The organism is Paenibacillus sp. Leaf72 (genome assembly GCF_001422685.1).
GTDB lineage: Bacteria > Bacillota > Bacilli > Paenibacillales > Paenibacillaceae > Pristimantibacillus.
The window spans coordinates 388,523-407,832 of sequence record NZ_LMLV01000023.1; the positions used below are offsets into that span (position 1 = coordinate 388,523).

16 protein-coding genes are annotated in these 19,310 nt (G+C 49.8%); 5 read left to right on the plus strand and 11 right to left on the minus strand.

What is annotated here, in order from left to right:
- Positions 1–50: 50 nt before the first annotated feature.
- A complete protein-coding gene (locus tag ASF12_RS20395) occupies positions 51–437 on the minus strand; it encodes an Asp23/Gls24 family envelope stress response protein (protein ID WP_056038629.1) in 387 nt (128 codons plus the stop codon).
- 150 nt (positions 438–587) lie between these two features.
- On the opposite strand from ASF12_RS20395, the gene cax reads away from it, so the two are divergent.
- Positions 588–1,646: a calcium/proton exchanger gene (gene cax / locus ASF12_RS20400; protein ID WP_056038632.1), complete on the plus strand. Its 1,059-nt coding sequence runs from the start codon at positions 588–590 to the stop codon at positions 1,644–1,646.
- Positions 1,647–1,751: 105 nt separating this feature from the next.
- On the opposite strand, the gene ASF12_RS20405 is transcribed toward cax, so the two are convergent.
- From ASF12_RS20405 to ASF12_RS20425, 5 genes are all read right to left on the minus strand, one after another.
- Positions 1,752–2,039: a YlaN family protein gene (locus ASF12_RS20405; protein ID WP_056038636.1), complete on the minus strand. Its 288-nt coding sequence runs from the start codon at positions 2,037–2,039 to the stop codon at positions 1,752–1,754.
- Positions 2,040–2,174: 135 nt separating this feature from the next.
- Positions 2,175–2,417 (minus strand): HPr family phosphocarrier protein, encoded by a 243-nt coding sequence (locus ASF12_RS20410; RefSeq protein WP_046230579.1) that lies wholly within the window; start codon positions 2,415–2,417, stop codon positions 2,175–2,177.
- 103 nt (positions 2,418–2,520) lie between these two features.
- A complete protein-coding gene (locus ASF12_RS20415) occupies positions 2,521–3,636 on the minus strand; it encodes an aminopeptidase (RefSeq protein WP_056038639.1) in 1,116 nt (371 codons plus the stop codon).
- Positions 3,637–3,724: 88 nt separating this feature from the next.
- Positions 3,725–4,429 (minus strand): hypothetical protein, encoded by a 705-nt coding sequence (locus ASF12_RS20420; RefSeq protein ID WP_056038641.1) that lies wholly within the window; start codon positions 4,427–4,429, stop codon positions 3,725–3,727.
- A 189-nt stretch (positions 4,430–4,618) separates the two neighbouring features.
- Positions 4,619–6,568 carry a sensor domain-containing diguanylate cyclase gene (locus ASF12_RS20425; protein ID WP_056039100.1) on the minus strand — a complete coding sequence of 650 codons (1,950 nt, stop codon included), beginning with the start codon at positions 6,566–6,568 and terminating at the stop codon, positions 4,619–4,621.
- A 378-nt stretch (positions 6,569–6,946) separates the two neighbouring features.
- Here ASF12_RS20425 and rpsD point away from each other — a divergent pair, with 378 nt between their 5' ends.
- Entirely contained in the window at positions 6,947–7,546 is a 600-nt protein-coding gene (rpsD, locus tag ASF12_RS20430) for a 30S ribosomal protein S4 (protein WP_046230576.1), read from the plus strand.
- A gap of 142 nt (positions 7,547–7,688) precedes the next feature.
- Here the strand turns inward: rpsD and ASF12_RS20435 are convergent, their stop codons facing one another.
- Together ASF12_RS20435 and ASF12_RS20440 are read right to left on the minus strand one after the other, a co-directional pair.
- On the minus strand, positions 7,689–9,257 hold the full coding sequence (locus ASF12_RS20435; protein WP_056038644.1) for a flotillin family protein: 1,569 nt from the start codon (positions 9,255–9,257) through the stop codon (positions 7,689–7,691).
- A gap of 233 nt (positions 9,258–9,490) precedes the next feature.
- A complete protein-coding gene (locus tag ASF12_RS20440) occupies positions 9,491–10,018 on the minus strand; it encodes a hypothetical protein (RefSeq protein WP_056038647.1) in 528 nt (175 codons plus the stop codon).
- 282 nt (positions 10,019–10,300) lie between these two features.
- Between ASF12_RS20440 and ASF12_RS20445 the strand changes: the two genes are divergently transcribed.
- A complete protein-coding gene (locus ASF12_RS20445; protein ID WP_056038650.1) occupies positions 10,301–13,420 on the plus strand; it encodes a penicillin-binding protein 1A in 3,120 nt (1,039 codons plus the stop codon).
- A 95-nt stretch (positions 13,421–13,515) separates the two neighbouring features.
- Here ASF12_RS20445 and acsA read toward each other — a convergent pair whose 3' ends face one another.
- Positions 13,516–15,240, minus strand: a complete 1,725-nt coding sequence (acsA, locus tag ASF12_RS20450) for an acetate--CoA ligase (protein WP_056038654.1) — start codon at positions 15,238–15,240, stop codon at positions 13,516–13,518.
- 178 nt (positions 15,241–15,418) lie between these two features.
- On the opposite strand from acsA, the gene ASF12_RS20455 reads away from it, so the two are divergent.
- Both ASF12_RS20455 and ASF12_RS20460 read left to right on the plus strand, forming a co-directional pair.
- The gene (locus ASF12_RS20455) at positions 15,419–16,054 is read left to right on the plus strand and encodes a GNAT family N-acetyltransferase (RefSeq protein ID WP_056038658.1); all 636 of its coding nucleotides are present in this window, start codon (positions 15,419–15,421) and stop codon (positions 16,052–16,054) included.
- 43 nt (positions 16,055–16,097) lie between these two features.
- Positions 16,098–17,315: an acetoin utilization protein AcuC gene (locus ASF12_RS20460; protein WP_056038660.1), complete on the plus strand. Its 1,218-nt coding sequence runs from the start codon at positions 16,098–16,100 to the stop codon at positions 17,313–17,315.
- Between the two features lie 153 nt (positions 17,316–17,468).
- Here ASF12_RS20460 and ASF12_RS20465 read toward each other — a convergent pair whose 3' ends face one another.
- Both ASF12_RS20465 and ASF12_RS20470 read right to left on the minus strand, forming a co-directional pair.
- The gene (locus ASF12_RS20465; protein WP_056038664.1) at positions 17,469–18,020 is read right to left on the minus strand and encodes an NAD(P)H-dependent oxidoreductase; all 552 of its coding nucleotides are present in this window, start codon (positions 18,018–18,020) and stop codon (positions 17,469–17,471) included.
- 48 nt (positions 18,021–18,068) lie between these two features.
- Positions 18,069–19,304, minus strand: a complete 1,236-nt coding sequence (locus ASF12_RS20470) for an ATP-grasp domain-containing protein (RefSeq protein ID WP_056038666.1) — start codon at positions 19,302–19,304, stop codon at positions 18,069–18,071.
- Positions 19,305–19,310: the final 6 nt, after the last annotated feature.

The following is a 19,310-nucleotide window of genomic DNA, read 5'->3' on the forward strand; positions in this document are numbered from 1 at the left end:
ATATCAGAATGAACAGCTTTATCCGCCGGAGCGGAACATGCCATCACCGATTATTTAATACGCGGGGTAGCTGTTTCCTCAAACACTTCTTCTTCCTTAAATACAACGCCTTCTACTTTCACATTGACTTCAACGACTTGAAGACCGGTCATATTCGATACCGACTCCCTTACATTGAGCTGCAGTTGGCGGCATACTTCCTGAATAGGAATGCCATAATGAACGATAATACGCAAATCAATTGCGGCTTCGAGCTGTCCGACTTCCACGGAAACACCCTTCTGCACGTTTTTCCCGCTTAGGCGTTTAGCAAGCCCTTCAGAAATCCCGCCAGACATGGCTGCTATACCTGGAGTCTCAAGTGCGGCGAGTCCCGCGATTGTTGCTACTACGTCATCAGAAATACGAATAATGCCTGTTTTAAGGTCCTCGGTCATCTTCTTCACTCCTCCATTTGCTATATATGTATATTGTACTGGATGGATTAACCGGAAGCAACTTTTGTCGATTAAAATAACGGTTATCTGTCGAATAGAATTGGATATATTATATAACAGGTTTGCAGACTTTAACAAAGGGGTGCCCATGTGAGACAGAAGCTGTTTTTCACCGGATTAATCGTCATGTTCGTCTTTAGTGCAATCGCACATTTCGCCCATCTGGACATGACGCTGCAATTTGCTGTTTCCGCTGTAGCGATTGTTTTCGCAGCAGGCTTTCTCGGGCAAGCAACAGAGAGCGTCGCCCATTATGCCGGACAGCGGCTTGGCGGCTTCCTCAATGCGACCTTCGGCAATGCCGCGGAGCTGATTATCGCGTTTTTCCTCGTCAAGGAAGGCTTGTTCGATATGGTCAAAGCGAGCATTACCGGGTCCATCATCGGCAACTTGCTGCTCGTGCTGGGGCTCAGCCTGCTGGCAGGCGGCCTTAAATTCAAGCAGCAGCATTTCAATCAGCAGCTGGCCCAGCATAACTCGACTCTCATGCTGCTTGCCGTCATCGGCTTGTTCGTGCCGGCCATCTTCGTTGGAGCCGAACATTTCACCATGGAGAAAGATCATTTTCTCAGCCTATCCGTTGCGGTCATTTTGATTTTGGCTTACGTGCTGTGGCTGCTGTTTTCCATGGTGACACATAAACAAATGCTGGCAGACAGCGAAATGAGCGCTGATCACGGCGAGGCGCCTGCATGGTCTAAGGGCCGCTCCGTCCTTATGCTCGTTGTAGCTACCGTTATGGTCGCTTTTATTAGCGAATGGCTTGTGCACACGCTGGATACGTTTACAACGCGTTTTGGGCTGTCTGAGCTGTTTGTAGGGGCATTCATCATTGCCATTGTCGGCAATGCCGCTGAGCACAGCGCTGCGGTTTTGCTGGCACTGCGCAACAAAATCGGGGCAGCTGTGGAAATTGCGGTCGGCAGCAGCCTGCAAATCGCCCTGTTCGTCGCTCCCGTGCTCATTATTGCCAGCGCATTAATGGGCAAAACGATGGACATTATTTTTACACCGATTGAGCTGACCGCTATCGCAGTATCCGTCTTTATCGCGAAATCGGTATCGGGCGATGGACAGACCAATTGGTACGAAGGGGCGCTGCTACTCATGGTTTATTGTATTTTGGGCATTGCTTTTTATTTGGTCTAAAGGACGGGAGTATGCTGAAACAGGATCTGGACTGCGCAAAAGGCTTGGAGTTCATAGACACAAAGAGAGACAGACAAAAAAAAAGGAGCAGGCCGCATGGTACGCCTACTCCTTTCTATTCAACGCTTCGTAAAGCTGAGCCAGATTGCGCTCCAAGCGACTTAGCAGCTCCTTGCCGCTATGCTCAGCGATCAATCCTGCGCGTACTGCAAAATCAATTTCCCGCGAGAATCCATACATCTGCGTGTCCAATACTTCCTCGTACAGCGGACATTGACGGGTCGTCAAGTTCTCCATCTGAACCTCAATCAATTTCTCTATTTTAGCCGCATCCTCCATAAGGAGACGAAGAGCTTTCTCATGCAATTGAACCGTGACTTCCGGTGAAGACATCGTTTTCCCCCCTAATGCGTGTACCCGCCGTCGTCTATACCCTTTATATTAGACGAAAAAGAGCCAATACACAAGGACAAAACAGAAAAGCGCCCCTTCGGCTAGCGAAGAGGCGCATGTACTGGTGTAACCTGTTTATTCAGAAACAACCGCAATATTCAGGTTATGCTTAGCGAAAACAGCTGCCATTGCGGCTTTTGCTTCCTCAGCATCTGGTCCGTGGACGTGAAGCTCGTAGGAGTGACCGCCTACCAGCGTAGTAAACAATCCCAAAATACTTTTAACATCAATATATTTGTTATCTGCTTGCAGAACGATTGATGAGCGGAATTGACCTGCTGCTTGGGATATTTCTACAATAGCTGCGTTGTTAGACATGGGGAACCCCTCCAATTAAATTAGTAAAGCTTACCTTCGAAATCATGATAACCTGAAATTAAAGATCGGGCAAGAGGCAAATTGTAAAACGCTTCTTTTTCATTTATTTCAAATTTTCGGAATTTAATGCCTCTAGCTCCGGAATAACGAAGTGCCCATCCTTGCGGATTAGCACATCATCGAAATAAATTTCCCCTCCGCCATACTCTGGACGCTGAATGAGCACAAGGTCCCAGTGAACGGACGATCGATTTCCATTGTCTGTTTCATCATAAGCGCGGCCCGGTGTAAAGTGCAGGCTTCCGGCAATTTTCTCATCAAATAAAGTGTCATTCATCGGGTGCAAAATATGCGGATTAAAGCCAATTGCAAATTCGCCAATATAGCGAGCGCCCTCATCCATGTCCAAAATCTCATTCAAGCGAGCCGTATCGCTGCTGGTCGCTTTGACGATTTTGCCATTTTCAAACGTGAAGCAAATGTCCGAGAAGGTTACGCCTGAATATACGCTGGGTGCATTGTAGGAAATGATGCCTTGTACCGAGTCGCGAACAGGGGCCGAAAATACTTCTCCATCCGGGATGTTGCGGTGGCCGGAGCATTTTTTGGAACCGATATTTTTAATGGAAAAAGTAAGATCTGTGCCTGGCGATACGATTCTGACGCGATCGGTTTTGTTCATCAAAGCCTGAAGCGGGTCCATCGCTTTGTCCATTTTGGCATAATCCAAATTACATACATTAAAATAAAAATCTTCAAACGATTCCGTGCTCATCTTCGCCAGCTGCGCCATGGATTCGTTCGGATAACGCATCACAACCCAGCGTGTGCGTTTTACCCGCTGATCCATATGTACAGCATCGCGATAAATTTGCTCATAGAGCCGCATTTTATCTTCTGGAACGTCGCTCATTTCATTGACATTGCCGCCTGCGCGAATGCCGATGTAAGCATCCATTTGCTTCATGCGCTGCAAATCATATTTCGTCCATTCTTCGATTTGCTCTTTGCTTCCGCTTCGCAGCAGCGTGCGCGTCACCGCAGGGTCTGTAATTTCTACAAAAGGTCTGCCGCCAAGCTTCGCTACCTCTTCAATTAAAGCTTTCGTCAGCTCGCGCTCCGAGCCGATCACTTCAATAAGTACATTTTCTCCTGGCTGAACACCGATGGAATAGCCTGCCAAATTGGCAGCTAGCTGCTGAATTCTTGGGTCACGCATGTTAAACTCTCCTCCAAATCATTGCTTCTCTATCGTTGATAAATACTACCAACTCCATCGTAACATGTTTAACAGGTGCGTGCATCCTTCATGGCGAAGTGGTGCCGTCAAAAGCGCTGAGCGAGATGTTCGTCGTCCGCTTCTCCGTAATCCGCTTTCCCTGCTTTTGATAAGCAAATGTTGTTTGCTCCTGCAACTGGAGCGGCACCAGCTTGCTGCGGTCGATCGTCAGCTCGTATTGCCCATCCACCTCTAAGGTGGACAGCATTTGCTTCAGCTCCTGATTGGACTTCTCATATGTGCGCAGCCATTCCTGCCGGAGAGCTCCTTCCTTAGCGGGAGCCTGGCTCGCGAGCGCCGCCATTTCTGCCGTCAAGCGCTTCTCCCACCGTTTCTTCGCTTTCCCCTTGTCTACGGCTGCATGAAGCACGAGATGCCCTTCTGCGGTTGCCGTCGTTTGAATACTTACCTTATTTGTCGCTTGCTGAATCTCCTTAAGCAGCTCAGCTGGCACGGCGTATTCGCTCTGGTCCGCAGCTGTTGCTGCATACGATTTGACCTGCTCATGGTCCACTACCTCTCCCGAGAAGCGCAGCGGCGAATAGCTCCAGCCATCTGCTCCAATAATGGAAGTAGTGCCGCTGAAGCTGTATTTATCCGTTGCCGCAAGTCCTGCTGCTGATAAAGAAAGCCATTGCTCCGGCGTTCGTTTGTCTGCCACATCCATGCAGCCGCTCAGCCATGCCGTGCATGCGAATAAAGCTAATAGAACAGCTAGCTTAATGGTTTTCATTTTTTCTTCCCTCCATAAGGTTGCTTTTGCTTTCTCTAGCTTCCCCGAAGCAGCAGGCTCCTTATTCCTTTCTGGGCTTCTATTATCTAATGAAGCAGGGCTGCAAAAAAAGAAAAAACGCCTGAGCAAAATGCCCAGACGCTTCTCCTATTTTTTTTCAAACAAAAATCTTATGTCTAATGCCTGCTCTTATCCTACGCCGAGACGAATACAGTTTCTTCCATTATTTTTTGCATCATATAAGGCCATATCTGCACGATAAAATAGCGATTCCACGCTGATTTTATCATTTTCAAACGTCCATTCCGACACGCCGCATGACACCGTCACTTTAGGATCCGTCTCCGCTTCCACAAGCAGACGAATACGTTCAGCAATTCGAAAAGCTTGTTCAGAACGAATGCCTGGCAAATATACGGCCAGCTCCTCCCCGCCCCATCGTGCAGCGATGTCTCCCTGCCTAATCGTAGTCCGTATAATTTCGCTCACTTGGATTAAAATACGATCCCCAACCTGATGGCCGAATGTGTCATTAATGCGTTTGAAATGGTCGACGTCGACGAGCACGAGTGAGCCTAACGGATCTTTGCGCTGACGGCTCTGGATTTGCTCGTTCAAGTAGTGGCGGGCATGCAGCCCCGTTAAATTGTCCGTAATAACCATGCGGCGAACCTCTGCATGCAGCGAAGCGTTCGTCACCGCCAAGGCAATATGTGTGGACATAATTTGGAGCAGCTTATAATTGTCGTAGGAGAAATAATGAGGGTTTTTATGCGTAACCATGATCACGCCCACTACTTCATCCTCAACCATAATAGGGGCAGCGATCAGCGAGCGGGAGCCAGTGTAATCCATCATTTTAGACGTTACGACACGGGTTTGCCAATAATCTGACAAAATAAGCGGTTCTTTCGTTCGGTTAATAATGCCGCTAAAGCCGTAATCCGGCACGAATTGCTCGCGTGCAAGCGTAGGAATGTTGCTGGACATGACATTAAATTGGTTGCGGTCTTTATCCAATTGGAGAATCGAGCAATAATCCGCTTCAAAAATATTAAGCAACTCATTCGTCGCAAACTTGAATATATCCTTAAGCTTCAGCGATTGATTCAGCCGTTTCGCCAGCTCATTAATGACGCGAAGCTCGTTAATGAGCAAATTGGACTGCTCGTACAGCTTGGCATTCTCAAATGCAGATCCCGCTGTATCCGCCAGCAGCACGAAGGCCGGCATATTCGCAATATCCCAGCGCTCAGCGTCAATCGAGATGCAGAGCACGCCGTAAGCCGCCTGCTTGCCGCTCATTGGAACTGCTAGGCGTATCGTGCCATCCCGCTCCTTCTGCGTCATCGGCTTGCCTTCCATGAAAGCTTTCGCAACAATGTCATGCGCTGTATTTTTAAAAATAAGCGGCTTGACGCGCGCGTCGCCATTCAAATGGTCTTGGGACAAATATAGATTGACTTCGGAGCTCGGGTAAAGCTGACCTAAACTGCTTAGCATTTCGGACAGTACGGCTGTAACGTCGAACTGATCATACAATCGCTTAGCTGCCAGAAACAGGGCATCGCGCCTATTGGCATCCTTCTCCGTTCGTTTTTGCTGGAGCATCAAATCCCGGACATATATATGTTCGAAAGAGCGGTAGAAGCAGCTGCGGAAATGAAGGGCACTAAGCCTTGCCTGCTGCTCAGCTTCGGCGGTACTGCTTGGGGCAATATGTATAAATATGCTGAATGGCTCGCCACTCGAGCGTTTGCGGACAGGAACAGCAGCAGCATGAGCAGGCGGCTCTCCAAACGTCACTGAAGCTGCGCAGCCAGACTCAGCTACTTGTGCAGCAAGCATTCGCAGCTCATCGCGCCACAACTCCGCCTGCCCTTTAACAGCACCCGCGCTATCAATTAAACGCAGCTCCCAGTCAAATAATAATGAGGCGCCCTGCACCGCTTCCGCTTCTTCGCTTGCCTCCCTGAACCATAGCTCGAAGCTGTCCTGAAGCAGCGGCATCATATATGGCCTGTCCGCATCGTTAATATCTTCGTGCATAAACCATATTTCAGGATGCAATTGCTCTACAGGAGCTGCAGCCTGAGCAAAGTGATCGTTATTATTCCCATCTCGGTTTCGATTGTTCATCTGCAACACCCAACCCTTCTGTCGGTCTAAACAAGGAGATGAGCAGTCATCTATGTATGAAGAAGATACCATCATCATACTTTATTTTTAAGAATATTGCACTAATTAACAGTTGGTTTATAGGCCTAAAGACTCTATATCATTCCCGATTAGCATAACAGGCTATTTTTCTTGACTTTCTGCTTGAATTTCATATAATATTAATTGTTGAATACATGGGCGTACGGTTTTGTGTCACCCTCGAGAATAAGTTCACTGACAGGCCTGCGGCTGAGGTGCTTGTTAGGCTCTAAGTTTTGACTTGAGCATTTGAGCTTGTTCCGCGAAACACAACCCCATCTTCAAAAATCCCATTTGTTGAAGGAGTTAACACGACGCATGTCACGTTATACAGGACCTAAATTTAAATTAAGCCGCCGCCTTGGTATTTCCCTGAGCGGAACTGGCAAAGATCTCAAACGTCCATTTCCACCAGGCCAACACGGCCCGAACCAACGCAAGAAATTGAGCGGCTATGGCGTTCAATTGCAAGAAAAACAAAAGCTGCGCCATATGTATGGTTTGAACGAGAAGCAATTCCGCAACTTGTTCGACAAAGCAGCTAAAATGAAAGGTATTTCCGGCGACAACTTCCTCGTGCTTTTGGAAAGCCGTCTGGATAACCTCGTTTACCGTCTTGGCCTGTCCAACTCGCGTGCTGGTGCGCGCCAATTGGTTTCTCACGGTCACGTAACAGTTAACGGCAAAAAAGTCGACATCGCTTCTTACACAGTATCGCTTAACGACGTAATCGGCCTGCGCGAGCGCAGCCGTGGTCTGAAAACGATCAAAGAAGCTATGGAAGGCCGTCATCACCTGCCTAACTACCTTGAGTTTAACGACCAAGCGCTTGAAGGCAAGTACGTTCGTTTCCCAGAGCGTGCTGAGTTGACGCAAGAAATCGACGTTAAACAAATCGTCGAGTTCTACAGCCGTTAATAAGCTGAAACGCGCCGTCCTTTGGCGGCGCGTTTCATTCCGAGAAATATAGAGATAGGATAGTGTTAGAATATTCTTTCCTATATTTTAAAGGAAATCCCCGGTCATCTTATGATGGCCGGGGATTTTTTTGTTCACTTATTTAGGATGGGGTGTTCTCGTCTTGGCCCGATTCCTTAGAGGACAGCAATTGCATTAATGCCTCGCTCGTTGAGGAAGCTTTCGCCGGAACCGCGACAGCGGGCACTGGGGCAGGGACTGATGTATTTTTCGTCGTTAATCCCTTCATTAAAGCAAACACATCAATGCCCGCTACACTTTTCAGCATTTCTGGCGCTGTAGCCATCAAGGAAGTGACGTAATTGCTTAGACGCATCGCCCCTTCGCCATTGCCCGTATCCACAACGGTCAGCTTATCAATGCCTTTAATTGGCTCAGCGACCTTGCCTGCCAGCTCAGGCAGCATTTTCACAATAATGTCGAGGATCGCTGCCTCTCCAAACTTCTCGAACGCCTCTGCCAGCTTTTCTTTTGCCTCGGCTTCCGCTAGACCGCGCAGCCTTATCACTTCGGCTTCCGCTGTACCTTTGGCCCGCTCAGCATCCGCTACGGCCAAGCCATCCAGCCGCTTCTGCTCGGCCATCGCCTTCGCTTCCGCTTCGATGCTGTACTGCAGCGCATCCGCCTCACGCAGCCGTTTGGATTTCTCCCCTTCTGCCGCCTGCTCGACTGCATAACGATCGGCATCCGCTTTTTTCTTCACCTCAGCGTCGTATTGCTTCTCTCTACGCAAAATTTCTTTTGCTTCAAGGTCAATCTCCCGTTCTTTACGCACCAGCTCAACTTTCATTTGCTCTTCGACCACGCTCTGCTTCGCCCGAGCTTCTTGAATGGCGTAGGCCTGATCCGCTTCCGCTTTCGCGGTATCCTGGTCTTTTTTGAAGGAAGCGACTTTGAGCTCTTTCATTTTCTCTGCCTCCGCGATATTCGTATCCCGCAGCAGCTCGGCCTTCTGTCCTTCCTCTTCGGCACTCGCCTTCTTAATTCTTGCATCCCGCACCGCCTCAGCTTGTGCAATGTCTGCATCCCGCTTCACTGCCGCTATACGAGGCTTGCCGAGCGCATCCAGATAACCATGCTTGTCGCGCAAATCTTTAATCGTAAAGGAGACAATTTGCAGCCCCATCTTTTTAAGATCTTTGGCCGCCACGCTTTGTACCTCTTGGGCAAACCGATCGCGGTTGCGATATACTTCCTCTACCGTCATGGAACCTAGAATCGCCCGCAAATGCCCTTCCAGCACTTCCTGTGCCTCGCTCTTCAGCTCTTCTGTCGGCTTGCCCATGAACTGCTCGGCAGCTGTTGCGACATCCTCTACGATACCGCCGATTTTAATGATCGCGACGCCATCGGCCATAACCGGAACACCTTGCTCCGTATACACCTCTGGAGTAGACACATCAAGCTTATGGGAAAGCAAAGAAAGAAATTCAGCCTTCTGGAAGATTGGCAGTATAAAAGCGCCTCCTCCTCTGACGATTTTAATGCGGCGGCCGCTGTCATCTGTCATAACATTGCGGGTTCCAAGAAATGAGCCGGTTACAATCATCGCCTCATCTGGGCTAACGGTTTTGTAGCGAGCCCAGAACGCGAGTCCTAGTACGACGAATACAGCAACAACAATAATGGGAATAAGCAAAAATTCAGGCATAGTATCAAGCTCCTCTCTATTTGTCAAATAGCCAGTTATAACAGTGGATCAAGCAAAAACGACTTCGTCGTCCTTCTGGGACGAGCGAAGAGCTTTGTCGGAGAATTCTAAGCGGATATAAGGAAGAAACTTATACATTCTTAGAATTCAAGGTGAAACGGCTGTCGCCGTCCTCTGGCGGCGCGTTTCATTCCGAGAAATATAGAGAAAGGATGGCAAAATCATATCCTTTCCTATATTTCAAGCTGAGACACATACAGCGTATGCTCCTTCACTTCAATTACGACAACGCGGACGCCGCTTGGAATCGGTTCGCCGTCAAAGCTTGCGGCAATTTGATTGGAAAATCCCGCTCCTGCCGGCATCAGCACCTCGCCGCATCCAATCGCCGGAATCGGTACCAATACTTCTCCAAGCCGCCCCGTGAAATCATGAATGGAGACGGCTGTTGAATTTTCGCTTTCGCTCATCGGCTTCACATATAGGAAATATACGCCTCCGCCTGCGACGATCGCGACTAATCCAGCAATGACAAGGACTATTCCAGCTGTCAGCGGTGAATATTGCTGCAGCAGCAGCCCTGCGCCGCCAAAGGCGGTAATACCGCCTACGAGCGAGGTTGGCTGAAGCCAGCCATACCCCTCGCTGGCGAGGAAATCGAGCGCTCCGTCAAAAGCAGAGCTTAGAAAATCGCCAAATATAACGCTTACAATTGCATAAAGCACGCCGCCAAACAGACAGCCCCAGAACAACGCCTCCACTTTGTCCTCCCCTTTCTGCAACCAAATGCTGTTATAACTGTTTTTATTTATTACGATAATTCCTTGGGATTTGTTTCAAAAAAATAAATAAGTCTACACAATTTGTCCCAAATGCTTTACTATATTTCTTTTTTTCATACTAATTATTCCTTAGTTTTATGGGTATCACATATTTCTCGTATCCATAACATAGCAAATGAGTGAAGTCAATCATCTTCCCTCTTTTCGAAATGGTGTTTTATGCTATAATAGTTGGGTGTATTGGAGGAGGAGTTAATTCATATGCAGGAAGATCAACAACCATCATCATCCCGCAGAAGCGGCTGGCGCACATTTGGACTCGTAACATGGCTAACAGTAAAGTGGCTCTGTTACCTTGTCATATTCGTCGGTTTGCTAACGGGAGGAGCCGTAACGGGCTATGTGGCCTCTTTGGTTAAAGGAGAAGAAGTACGACCGCGAACCTTAATTGAAGAGAAAATAAACGAAAACTCAGTTACCGGCTTTGTCTTCTTTAATGATGATACCCTTATTGGACAGCTTCGTACGGAAGAAGATCGTATTCTAGTCGATTACGATGAGCTTCCCCCGCAAGTCATTAACGCCGTGCTTGCGATTGAAGACAATAATTTTGAAACCCATTATGGCGTTGATTTGAACGGTTTGGGACGGGCAGTCAAGCAAAAGCTGCTTAATGAAGATACGCAGACGGGCGGCAGTACGCTTACCCAGCAATTGGCACGACGCGTATTTTTAAGTCTGGACGTAACCGACAGCCGTAAAGTGAAGGAAATTTTTCTCGCTCTGCGGATGGAGCGCTACTTGACGAAGGAAGAAATTCTTGCAGCATATTTGAATAAAGTACCATTCGGAAATGGCTCAAGCGGCTACAATTTATATGGAATCAAGGCGGCCGCCAAAGGTGTTTTCGGCATTACCGATTTGAGCAAGCTGAACATTGCGCAATCGGCTTATTTGGCCGGACTGCCGCAGCGTCCTTCCGCTTATACCGCGTTTAACGGCAAAGGCCAGTTCAATGAAGGCGGCTTTGACCTCGCCATTGAGCGTCAGGCGACCGTGCTGATGCGGATGCTCCAAACCGGACGCATTACCCAGCAGGAATATGATGAGGCGAAAAAATTCGATATTCGCGGATCGCTCGCAAAGCCAGTAGCGAAAGCCTATACGACGTATCCTTATCTCATGCTGGAGGCAGAGCGCCAAGCGGCGGAAGTTATGCTCATGCAGCAGGACCCGACGCTAACCGTAGCCGATCTTCGCAAGAAGGAAAACGCCGATCTCATAGAAGAAGCGCGCGAGCATTTGCTCCGTGGCGGCTATCAGGTGCATACAACGATTGACAAAGACATTTATAAAATGATGCGTGATATCGGCAATGATCCGAGCAACTTCACTCCGGACAGCAAGGAGAAAGGCATTGAACAAATTGCTGCCGTTCTCGTCGATCACAAAACCGGAGCGATACTTAGCATGCTGGAGGGCCGTGATTTTTACGAGGAGCAAATGAACTTTGCCACTCAGATGACGCGGCAGCCGGGCTCAACGATGAAACCTATCGCCGCCTATTTGCCAGCCATTGATAAAGGGCTGATCCAACCAGCAAGCATTTTGGATGATGCACCGATTATTTTGAAAAACAGTGGTTCCAGCTATCACATTCCAAAAAATGCAAATAACCGTTACAGCGGCCTTGTTACCGCTCGCGAAGCGCTCAACCGCTCGCTTAACTTGCCAGCGCTGAAAATTTTCCTCGATGAGGTTACGATTAAGGAAGCCTGGAAGTTTACTAGAAAGCTCGGCATTACAACGCTGCAGCCAGAAGATGATGCCGCACAGACCGGCGTTCTTGGCGGACTCAGCATCGGGGTGTCTGTTGAAGAATTGACCAGCGCCTATGGCTCGATTCCGAATCAAGGTCTGTACAATGATTCTTACATGATCGCCAAAATTACGGATGCTAATGGAAAAATCGTCTATGAGCATCAGCACGAGCCAACTCGCGTCTTTTCCGAGCAGACCGCTTTCCTGATGACGGATATGCTTCGCACCGTTATTTCCAGCCCAAGCGGCACAGCGAATTCCTTGACTTCACGGCTTAAAAATTACGGTAAAATTCCGTACGCGGGCAAAACGGGCTCCACGCAAAACTACGGCGACGTCTGGTTTATGGGCTTCACCCCAGATGTCACGCTTGGCGTATGGGCCGGCTATGAGAAGCCGATCTACACGCTCGAAGGCGACAGCCGCAAGCGCGCCCGCGAAATTTGGGCGAAGATGATGAATCAGCTGGCCGATCAGAAGCCGGAGATGTTTGCAACCAAAGCGTTCAATCAGCCGGATGGCGTTGTTAAAGCAACTGTATCCAGTGCCAGCGGCAAGCTGCCGACTTCATTAACTAGATCAGCAGGCATGCTGGTAACCGACTGGTTCAACAAAAAATATATTCCTAAGCAAGCGGATGATGCCCTTGTGAATATGTCATTCATACGCTATAACGGCGTCAATTATGTCGCTCATGATGCAACACCATCTGATTTCATTTCGCAGCAGACGGTTATTAAGCGCAAGAAGCCGCTTGATGAGCTTATGGATGAAATCAGCAAAGTGCTTTCCCGCGTTCCGGCAAGCAGCCGCAGAGCGCTCAGCTATTACTTGCCTACGGATGCAGGCAAAAACGCGCCTTCCAAGGTCGATCCACGCAAGGATGACGGAAGTGCGCCAAGTGCACCGGGAAATGTGTCACTCACATCGATTGGCCAGGGCGTAGTCAGCCTTTCCTTCTCCGCTCCGGGCCAGAATGATGTCGTTGGCTTCCGGTTATATCAGGCTGTTAACGAAGGCTCCTTTAACAAAGTAGGAAATTCCATCCTGCTGGGAGATACTTACAGCGCGAGCTTTACCGTCAGTGCCAGCAATGGCTACAGCTTCTATGTAACAGCCGTGGATGTTGCCGGCAAGGAATCGGCACCAAGCCAAATTGTCCGCTTCGGCAAGGCGCCTGTCGCACCTGAAATCCCTGATCCGCTTAATCCGGGCCAGCCTCCTGAAGAAGGCGGCGATCCAGGACAAGGTCAAGGACCTGATGTTCGGCCAACGCCGGAAATCGGCTTGGCTGCTCCAGCAGCTCCTGCTGGCCTTTCCGCGCAGGGCAATGAAACAGGGATTACCTTGTCTTGGCAGGCAAGCGCAGCTGGCGAGCAGGTCACGGTGTATCATGTATATTTCGCCGCAGGCAACGATGGCAAATATGTGGAAGTAGGCTCCACCGCAGAGACGAGCTTCGTCTACGCCTCGCCGCTTTCGTCAGGAACGTTCTACGTGACAGCGGAGAACGCGGTCGGGCAGTCGGCTCCTTCCTCGAAAGCAAGCATTGGCGGTTAAACGTTATTTTTCACAGATAAATCGTTCTAAAGCAAAAGCTCCGGTTCCGCAACTAACGTTGCAGGAACCGGAGCTTTTTTAACTTAACACACAGCCTAATCCTCAATCGTAGATAAATCGCCTGTTGGCAAATTCAGCTCCCATGCCTTCAGCACACGACGCATAATTTTGCCGCTGCGCGTCTTTGGCAGCTTATCCTTGAATTCAATTTCCCGGGGAGCCGCATGTGCAGACAGGCCCACTTTCACAAACTGGGAAATTTCCGCCTTCAGCTCATCGGATGCTGTGTAGCCTTCACGCAGGGCGATAAAAGCTTTAATGATCTCGCCGCGCATCGGATCAGGCTTGCCAATGACGCCTGCTTCGGCAACCGCTGGATGCTCAACAAGCTTGCTCTCCACCTCAAACGGCCCTACTCGCTCGCCCGCTGTATTAATTACATCATCAATGCGGCCCTGGAACCAGAAGTAGCCATCCTCATCGATATAGGCGGAGTCGCCCGATACATACCAGCCCTCCAGATGAAAATATTCTGCGTATTTGGCTGGGTTATTATAAATTTTGCGCATCATCGAAGGCCATGGCGTGCGAATCGCCAAATTGCCCATTCGGAATGGCGGCAGCACATTGCCTTGATTATCAATAATCGCCGCTTCCACCCCCGGCAGCGGCTTGCCCATTGAGCCTGGCTTAATCGTCATCGACGGGTAATTGCAGATCAGCTGTCCACCCGTTTCCGTCATCCACCACGTATCGTGAATGCGCTGCTGATAAACCTTCATCCCCCAGCGAACGACTTCTGGATTGAGTGGTTCGCCCACGCTGAGCACATGACGCAAGCTCGACAAATCGTAGTTCAATACGACGTCATCGCCTGCTCCCATCAGCATGCGGAACGCTGTTGGCGCACTGTACCAGACGGTGACGCCGTATTTTTGAATGGTGCCATACCAATCCGCCGGGCTGAACCTGCCTCCTCTTACAACAATCGTAGCCGCATTCAGCCATGGGGCAAAAATGCCATAGGACGTTCCCGTTACCCAGCCCGGGTCGGCGGTGCACCAGTAAATATCATCCTCTTTCAGATCGAGGACAATCTGGCCTGTATATTTATGCTGAATCATTGCATTTTGTACATGATAGACGCCCTTAGGCTTGCCGGTCGAACCGGACGTATAATGCAAAATAAGGCCATCCTCGCGTCCGAGCCATTCGATCTCGCTATCGGTCGATGCCTGCTGCATCTCGGCGGCATAATCGACGATTACGTCATCCGTCTGCACCTCATCGCCGTAAACGATAATATGCCGCAGCGATGGAATTTCATCGCGCTTAATCCGGCTAAGCAGCGCTGGCGTTGTGATAATCGCAGACGCTTCACTGTCTTGCAGGCGGTCCTTGACTGCTGTTTCCATGAACGCTTCAAATAACGGGCCGATGACGGCGCCGAGCTTGAGCGCTCCGAGCACGCTGATATACAGCTCAGGCGTTCGCGGCATAAACACGAATACACGCTCGCCCTTCGTTATGCCGAGCCCCCGCAGCACATTCGCAAATTGATTCGATTGCGCTTGCAGCTGTCCAAACGTATAAGCCTCGTCGCGCGAGCTGTCGCTGTAATAAAGCGCAACCTTATCTCCTTTGCCTTCAGAAACGTGGCGATCTATCGCTTCATAAGCCATATTCACCTTTCCGGTCTGGTGCCAGCTGAACTGCTGCTCGATCGTTTCCCATCGGAAGGTTTTTACAGCTTCATCATAATCAACCAGGTTAGAATTATTGGCTATTGCTGGAATTCGCTCTTGATGTAGATCAGACATTCTATCACTCTCCCATCAAATCTATTACACCTTTACCGAGTGGAATACGCTTACATGGACGATTATAACATATCTGCTTTATTTTCGACCATGCTTTTCATTTGGCTGAATGTTTGCTATAACCATTAGTAGAACAAGCTTTACCATTTAGGCAGCACCACAGAGAGGGGAGTATGCCTTGCAGCATCGCAAACATTATCAGCAAGACAAAATCATACTCGAAGACGGCCGGGAGCTTGTGCTGGAAGGGCCTGTTCCCGCTGAGCAGCTATCACAGCTTATCATGCATCCAGACCTTGATGCGTTTCGCAGGCCTACCGAGCAGCATGAGGCGCTTGTGGAAATCGCCGCCTTGGAAGAAGGCCGCATTATTTTGACACGGGAAGCTGATTGCATCGTCGGTTATGTCACCTTCCATTACCCCGATGAGCTAGAGCGGTGGTCCGAAGGAAATATGATCGATTTGGTCGAGCTTGGCGCTGTCGAAGTAGCCAATGACTACCGCTCCTATGGGCTCGGCAAAAAAATGATCCAGCTCGCCTTCGCGGAGCAGCAGATGGAAAACCTGATTGTTTTCACAACGGAATATTATTGGCACTGGGATTTGAAAAGCACGGGTTTAAGCGTCTGGGAATATCGCACGATGATGGAAAAGCTCATGAAGTCTGTCGATATGATTTGGTACGCAACGGATGATCCGGAAATATGCTCTCATCCCGCCAACTGCCTGATGGTGCGGATCGGCAGCGAGGTGCCGCTGGCATCGATCGAACAGTTTGACCGCGTTCGGTTTCGGCAGCGGTTTATGTATTAAGGATAGATCGGCGTTATAGGCCGGAGGAGGACGTGATTCGTTTATGCCGTCAAATGCTATTTTTGTGCATCAGCCAGGCTGCTCGCTTTATAAATTTGGCGAGGAGCATCCTTTTAATCCGATCAGGCTGACGCTTACGGTTGACCTGCTTCAAGCACTGGGTGCGCTCCCCCAGAAGCATTGGCATGAGACGGACCGCCAAGCAAGCAGCCAAATGCTCGCGCTGGCGCATCGCCAGGACTACATAGAAGCGGTTAAACAGCTCAGTACGCAGACGCCAGCAGCGGAAGAACAAGACAGCTCCGGGCAATTTGGGCTTAATACGGAGGATACGCCTTTTTTCCCGGGCATGCATGACGCAGCGGCGGCTATCGTCGCTGGTTCCGTAGAAGCGGCGGAGCAGGTGATGAGCGGCAAGACGCTGCATGCTTATCATATGGCAGGCGGGCTGCATCACGCTTTTCCAGAGCGCGGTTCCGGCTTCTGCGTCTACAATGACGCGGCCGTAGCGATTAAGCATTTGCGGGAAACGTATAATGCGAGGGTGCTTTATATCGATACCGATGTCCATCATGGCGACGGGGTGCAGTGGATTTTTTACAATGATCCCGATGTGTGCACCTACTCTATCCATGAGACGGGCAAGTTTCTTTTTCCCGGTACCGGCTATGTGTATGAAAAAGGAACCGATGCGGGCATTGGCACGTGCTTTAATCTGCCAATGGAGCCTTATACGGAGGACGATTCGTGGCTGGAATGCTTCCGCTCCTCCATTACGAAGGTCGCGGCCGCTTTTAAGCCCGACATTATTATTAGCCAGCATGGCTGCGATGCCCACGCCTATGATCCGCTGTCGCATATTCATTGCAGCATGCGCATTTATAGCGAAATGCCTGCCATTATCCATGAGCTGGCCCATACGTTTGCGGGAGGCAAATGGGTCGCGCTAGGCGGTGGCGGCTATGACCTGTGGCGCGTCGTTCCGCGTGCTTGGGCACTCGTATGGCTGACGATGACCGATCACCCAATCGCCTTGGCGCTTGCCGGCAAAACGGGTGCGGGGCTCAAGGAAGCCGGGTTCACCCCTGAGAGCAATCTGCGACTGCCGCAGCAGTGGCTCGATAAATGGCAAGAAAGCAGCCCTAGCGGGCTGCCCGAATGGTGGCTGGATGATTTGGCGCAAATTCCGCCTATTCCCCGCCGTAGTGAAATTGAAGCCAAAAATCGTGCTATTTGTGAAATCGCAATACAGGATTTATAAGCTGGCGTGGCCGAACAGAGCGGGCTATCTATGAAAAACTGCGGGGTGAGAAGCTTTGAGGGAAAACTTAAGGGAAGCTTTCCGAGAAACGTTTAAGAGGCTTTCAAGGAAGCCTTCAAAAAAAACCTCCAAGCTTCCCCCGCTCGCTCTGCCTCAAAGCTCGAATGTCTTTTTCAAATGAGCCTCAAGCTTCGCTAAGCCATCATCCACATCAGGCTCGCGCATCGAAGAATAAAGCGAGAATGTAGGCAGCGGCTTCAGCCCGCAATACTCTTGGGTTTTATGTACGCTGAACAGCACCTCGTCCTCGCTTTTTCCTTCCAGGAAGCCCGCTGGATCGGAGAAAGCGCCAGCGGACGATCCCCAGGTGAGCGACAGCATATATTTTTTATCGGTGAGCAGCCCGCCCCGGCCAAACTTCGTCGCTTTGCCGAAAAAGATATTCGGCAGATAAATGTCGTCGATATATTTTTTAAGCAGGCCCGTAATGCTGAACCAATAAATCGGCGTCTGAAAAATAATGACGTCGGCCCATTGGAATTTTTGAATCTCCTGCTCCACCTCATAGCCCTCTGCAACCGTTGTTGTCTGAACCGTATGCTGCGCAGAAAGCTGTGAAACCGCCGCGGCAACGAGTGTCTGGGTCAGCTTACCTTGCGCTCTGTCATAATAATCATGTCCGTTCACAATCAGAATGTTCGTCATCTGCTTGCAGTCCCCCTGTAGGTGTTTAAAATGGCAAGCTTGCTTAGGCTACTGATAGACCAGTTCTACCTTGCTTATTAAATCAAGTGCAGCCTGCTTCGCCTCCTGCGGCGTATCGGCCACGGTAATGACATAACCGAGCCTGTCATCCGAGCTTCTGGCTACGGAAATCTGGTCGCCTTGCTGAACCGATATATGCGAACGGACGATAGCGTCTCCCGGCTGCAAATGCTCAAGCCCTTCTACAGAGGCAACGGTGCCGTCCTTCTCGGCCAGCAAATAAGCGATCGCCGCCGCTCGGCTGCGGCTGGCATGAACATTGACAGGTTCTGCTAAATAATAATGCACGGTCGCTTCAAAAAAATCAACACCGAGCGCTTGAACGAGCAAATCGGAGGAAATATTGTCCCCACCAGGCCGGCCGTTCACCTCAATGATGCGCGGTCCTTGCTCCGAAAGCTTCACCTCGACATGGCTAGGGCCATCCGTAATGCCTATTGCCCGCAGCGCGCTTACCGCTGTTTCAATAATTTCCGCTTGCTTATCCTTATGCACGGAGGTAGGCAGCGTATGCGCCACCTCGACGAAATAAGGCAGCGGCGACGTTATTTTTTCGGTAACGACCGCAAACGCCGGCTCGCTATTTTCCAGGAAAATTTCCACGCTGAACTCCTGGCCATCCAAATATTCTTCAACCAAATATTCCTCTCTCACTTTGAAATCCATATACGTTACTTTAAAATCCGAGATGATCGCCATCGCTTCCTTCAGCTCATCCTGCCCGGAAATAAAATAAACGTTTTGGCTGCTTGCGCAATTGGTCGGCTTAAGTACAATAGGATAGCCAATTTCACGAGCCGCAGCCTCCGCTTCCTCATAAGTTCTCACCTTCCTGTATTTTGCGCTGGGCACCCCAAACGCCTCATAGGCTTCACGGGCCAAATCTTTATTTCTTGATTTTAACGCCGCTTCATACGGCACGCTTCTAAGCCCCAGCCGCTCTGCCACCTTTGCCGTCAAATGCGAGGCATAGTCCGTCGCCGGAATTAAAGCATCCAGCTTGCCGAAATACGCTGAGCTGCGAATCGCCTCGTAAACGGACTCCTCATCTCTTATATCCGCAACAATTAAATCATGGTAAATGCCCTCATAGCCATACGTACGCGGGTTATCCACAGAAGATACAATCGAAATCACGGTGCAGCCCTGCTGAAAGGCAGCTCTTGCGAAGCTCACCCCGTAGAAGCTCGGCTCAACAAAAGCGACGATTTTAGTTTCGGTCATATAACC

Bases quoted from the DNA above. Each gene is read 5' to 3' on its own strand.
- ASF12_RS20395 (WP_056038629.1), bottom strand. From the start codon at position 437: ATGACCGAGGACCTTAAAACAGGCATTATTCGTATTTCTGATGACGTA.
- ASF12_RS20405 (WP_056038636.1), bottom strand. From the start codon at position 2,039: ATGTCTTCACCGGAAGTCACGGTTCAATTGCATGAGAAAGCTCTTCGT.
- ASF12_RS20410 (WP_046230579.1), bottom strand. From the start codon at position 2,417: ATGTCTAACAACGCAGCTATTGTAGAAATATCCCAAGCAGCAGGTCAA.
- ASF12_RS20415 (WP_056038639.1), bottom strand. From the start codon at position 3,636: ATGCGTGACCCAAGAATTCAGCAGCTAGCTGCCAATTTGGCAGGCTAT.
- ASF12_RS20420 (WP_056038641.1), bottom strand. From the start codon at position 4,429: ATGAAAACCATTAAGCTAGCTGTTCTATTAGCTTTATTCGCATGCACG.
- ASF12_RS20425 (WP_056039100.1), bottom strand. From the start codon at position 6,568: ATGAACAATCGAAACCGAGATGGGAATAATAACGATCACTTTGCTCAG.
- rpsD (WP_046230576.1), top strand. From the start codon at position 6,947: ATGTCACGTTATACAGGACCTAAATTTAAATTAAGCCGCCGCCTTGGT.
- ASF12_RS20435 (WP_056038644.1), bottom strand. From the start codon at position 9,257: ATGCCTGAATTTTTGCTTATTCCCATTATTGTTGTTGCTGTATTCGTC.
- ASF12_RS20445 (WP_056038650.1), top strand. From the start codon at position 10,301: ATGCAGGAAGATCAACAACCATCATCATCCCGCAGAAGCGGCTGGCGC.
- acsA (WP_056038654.1), bottom strand. From the start codon at position 15,240: ATGTCTGATCTACATCAAGAGCGAATTCCAGCAATAGCCAATAATTCT.
- ASF12_RS20460 (WP_056038660.1), top strand. From the start codon at position 16,098: ATGCCGTCAAATGCTATTTTTGTGCATCAGCCAGGCTGCTCGCTTTAT.
- ASF12_RS20465 (WP_056038664.1), bottom strand. From the start codon at position 18,020: ATGACGAACATTCTGATTGTGAACGGACATGATTATTATGACAGAGCG.
- ASF12_RS20470 (WP_056038666.1), bottom strand. From the start codon at position 19,304: ATGACCGAAACTAAAATCGTCGCTTTTGTTGAGCCGAGCTTCTACGGG.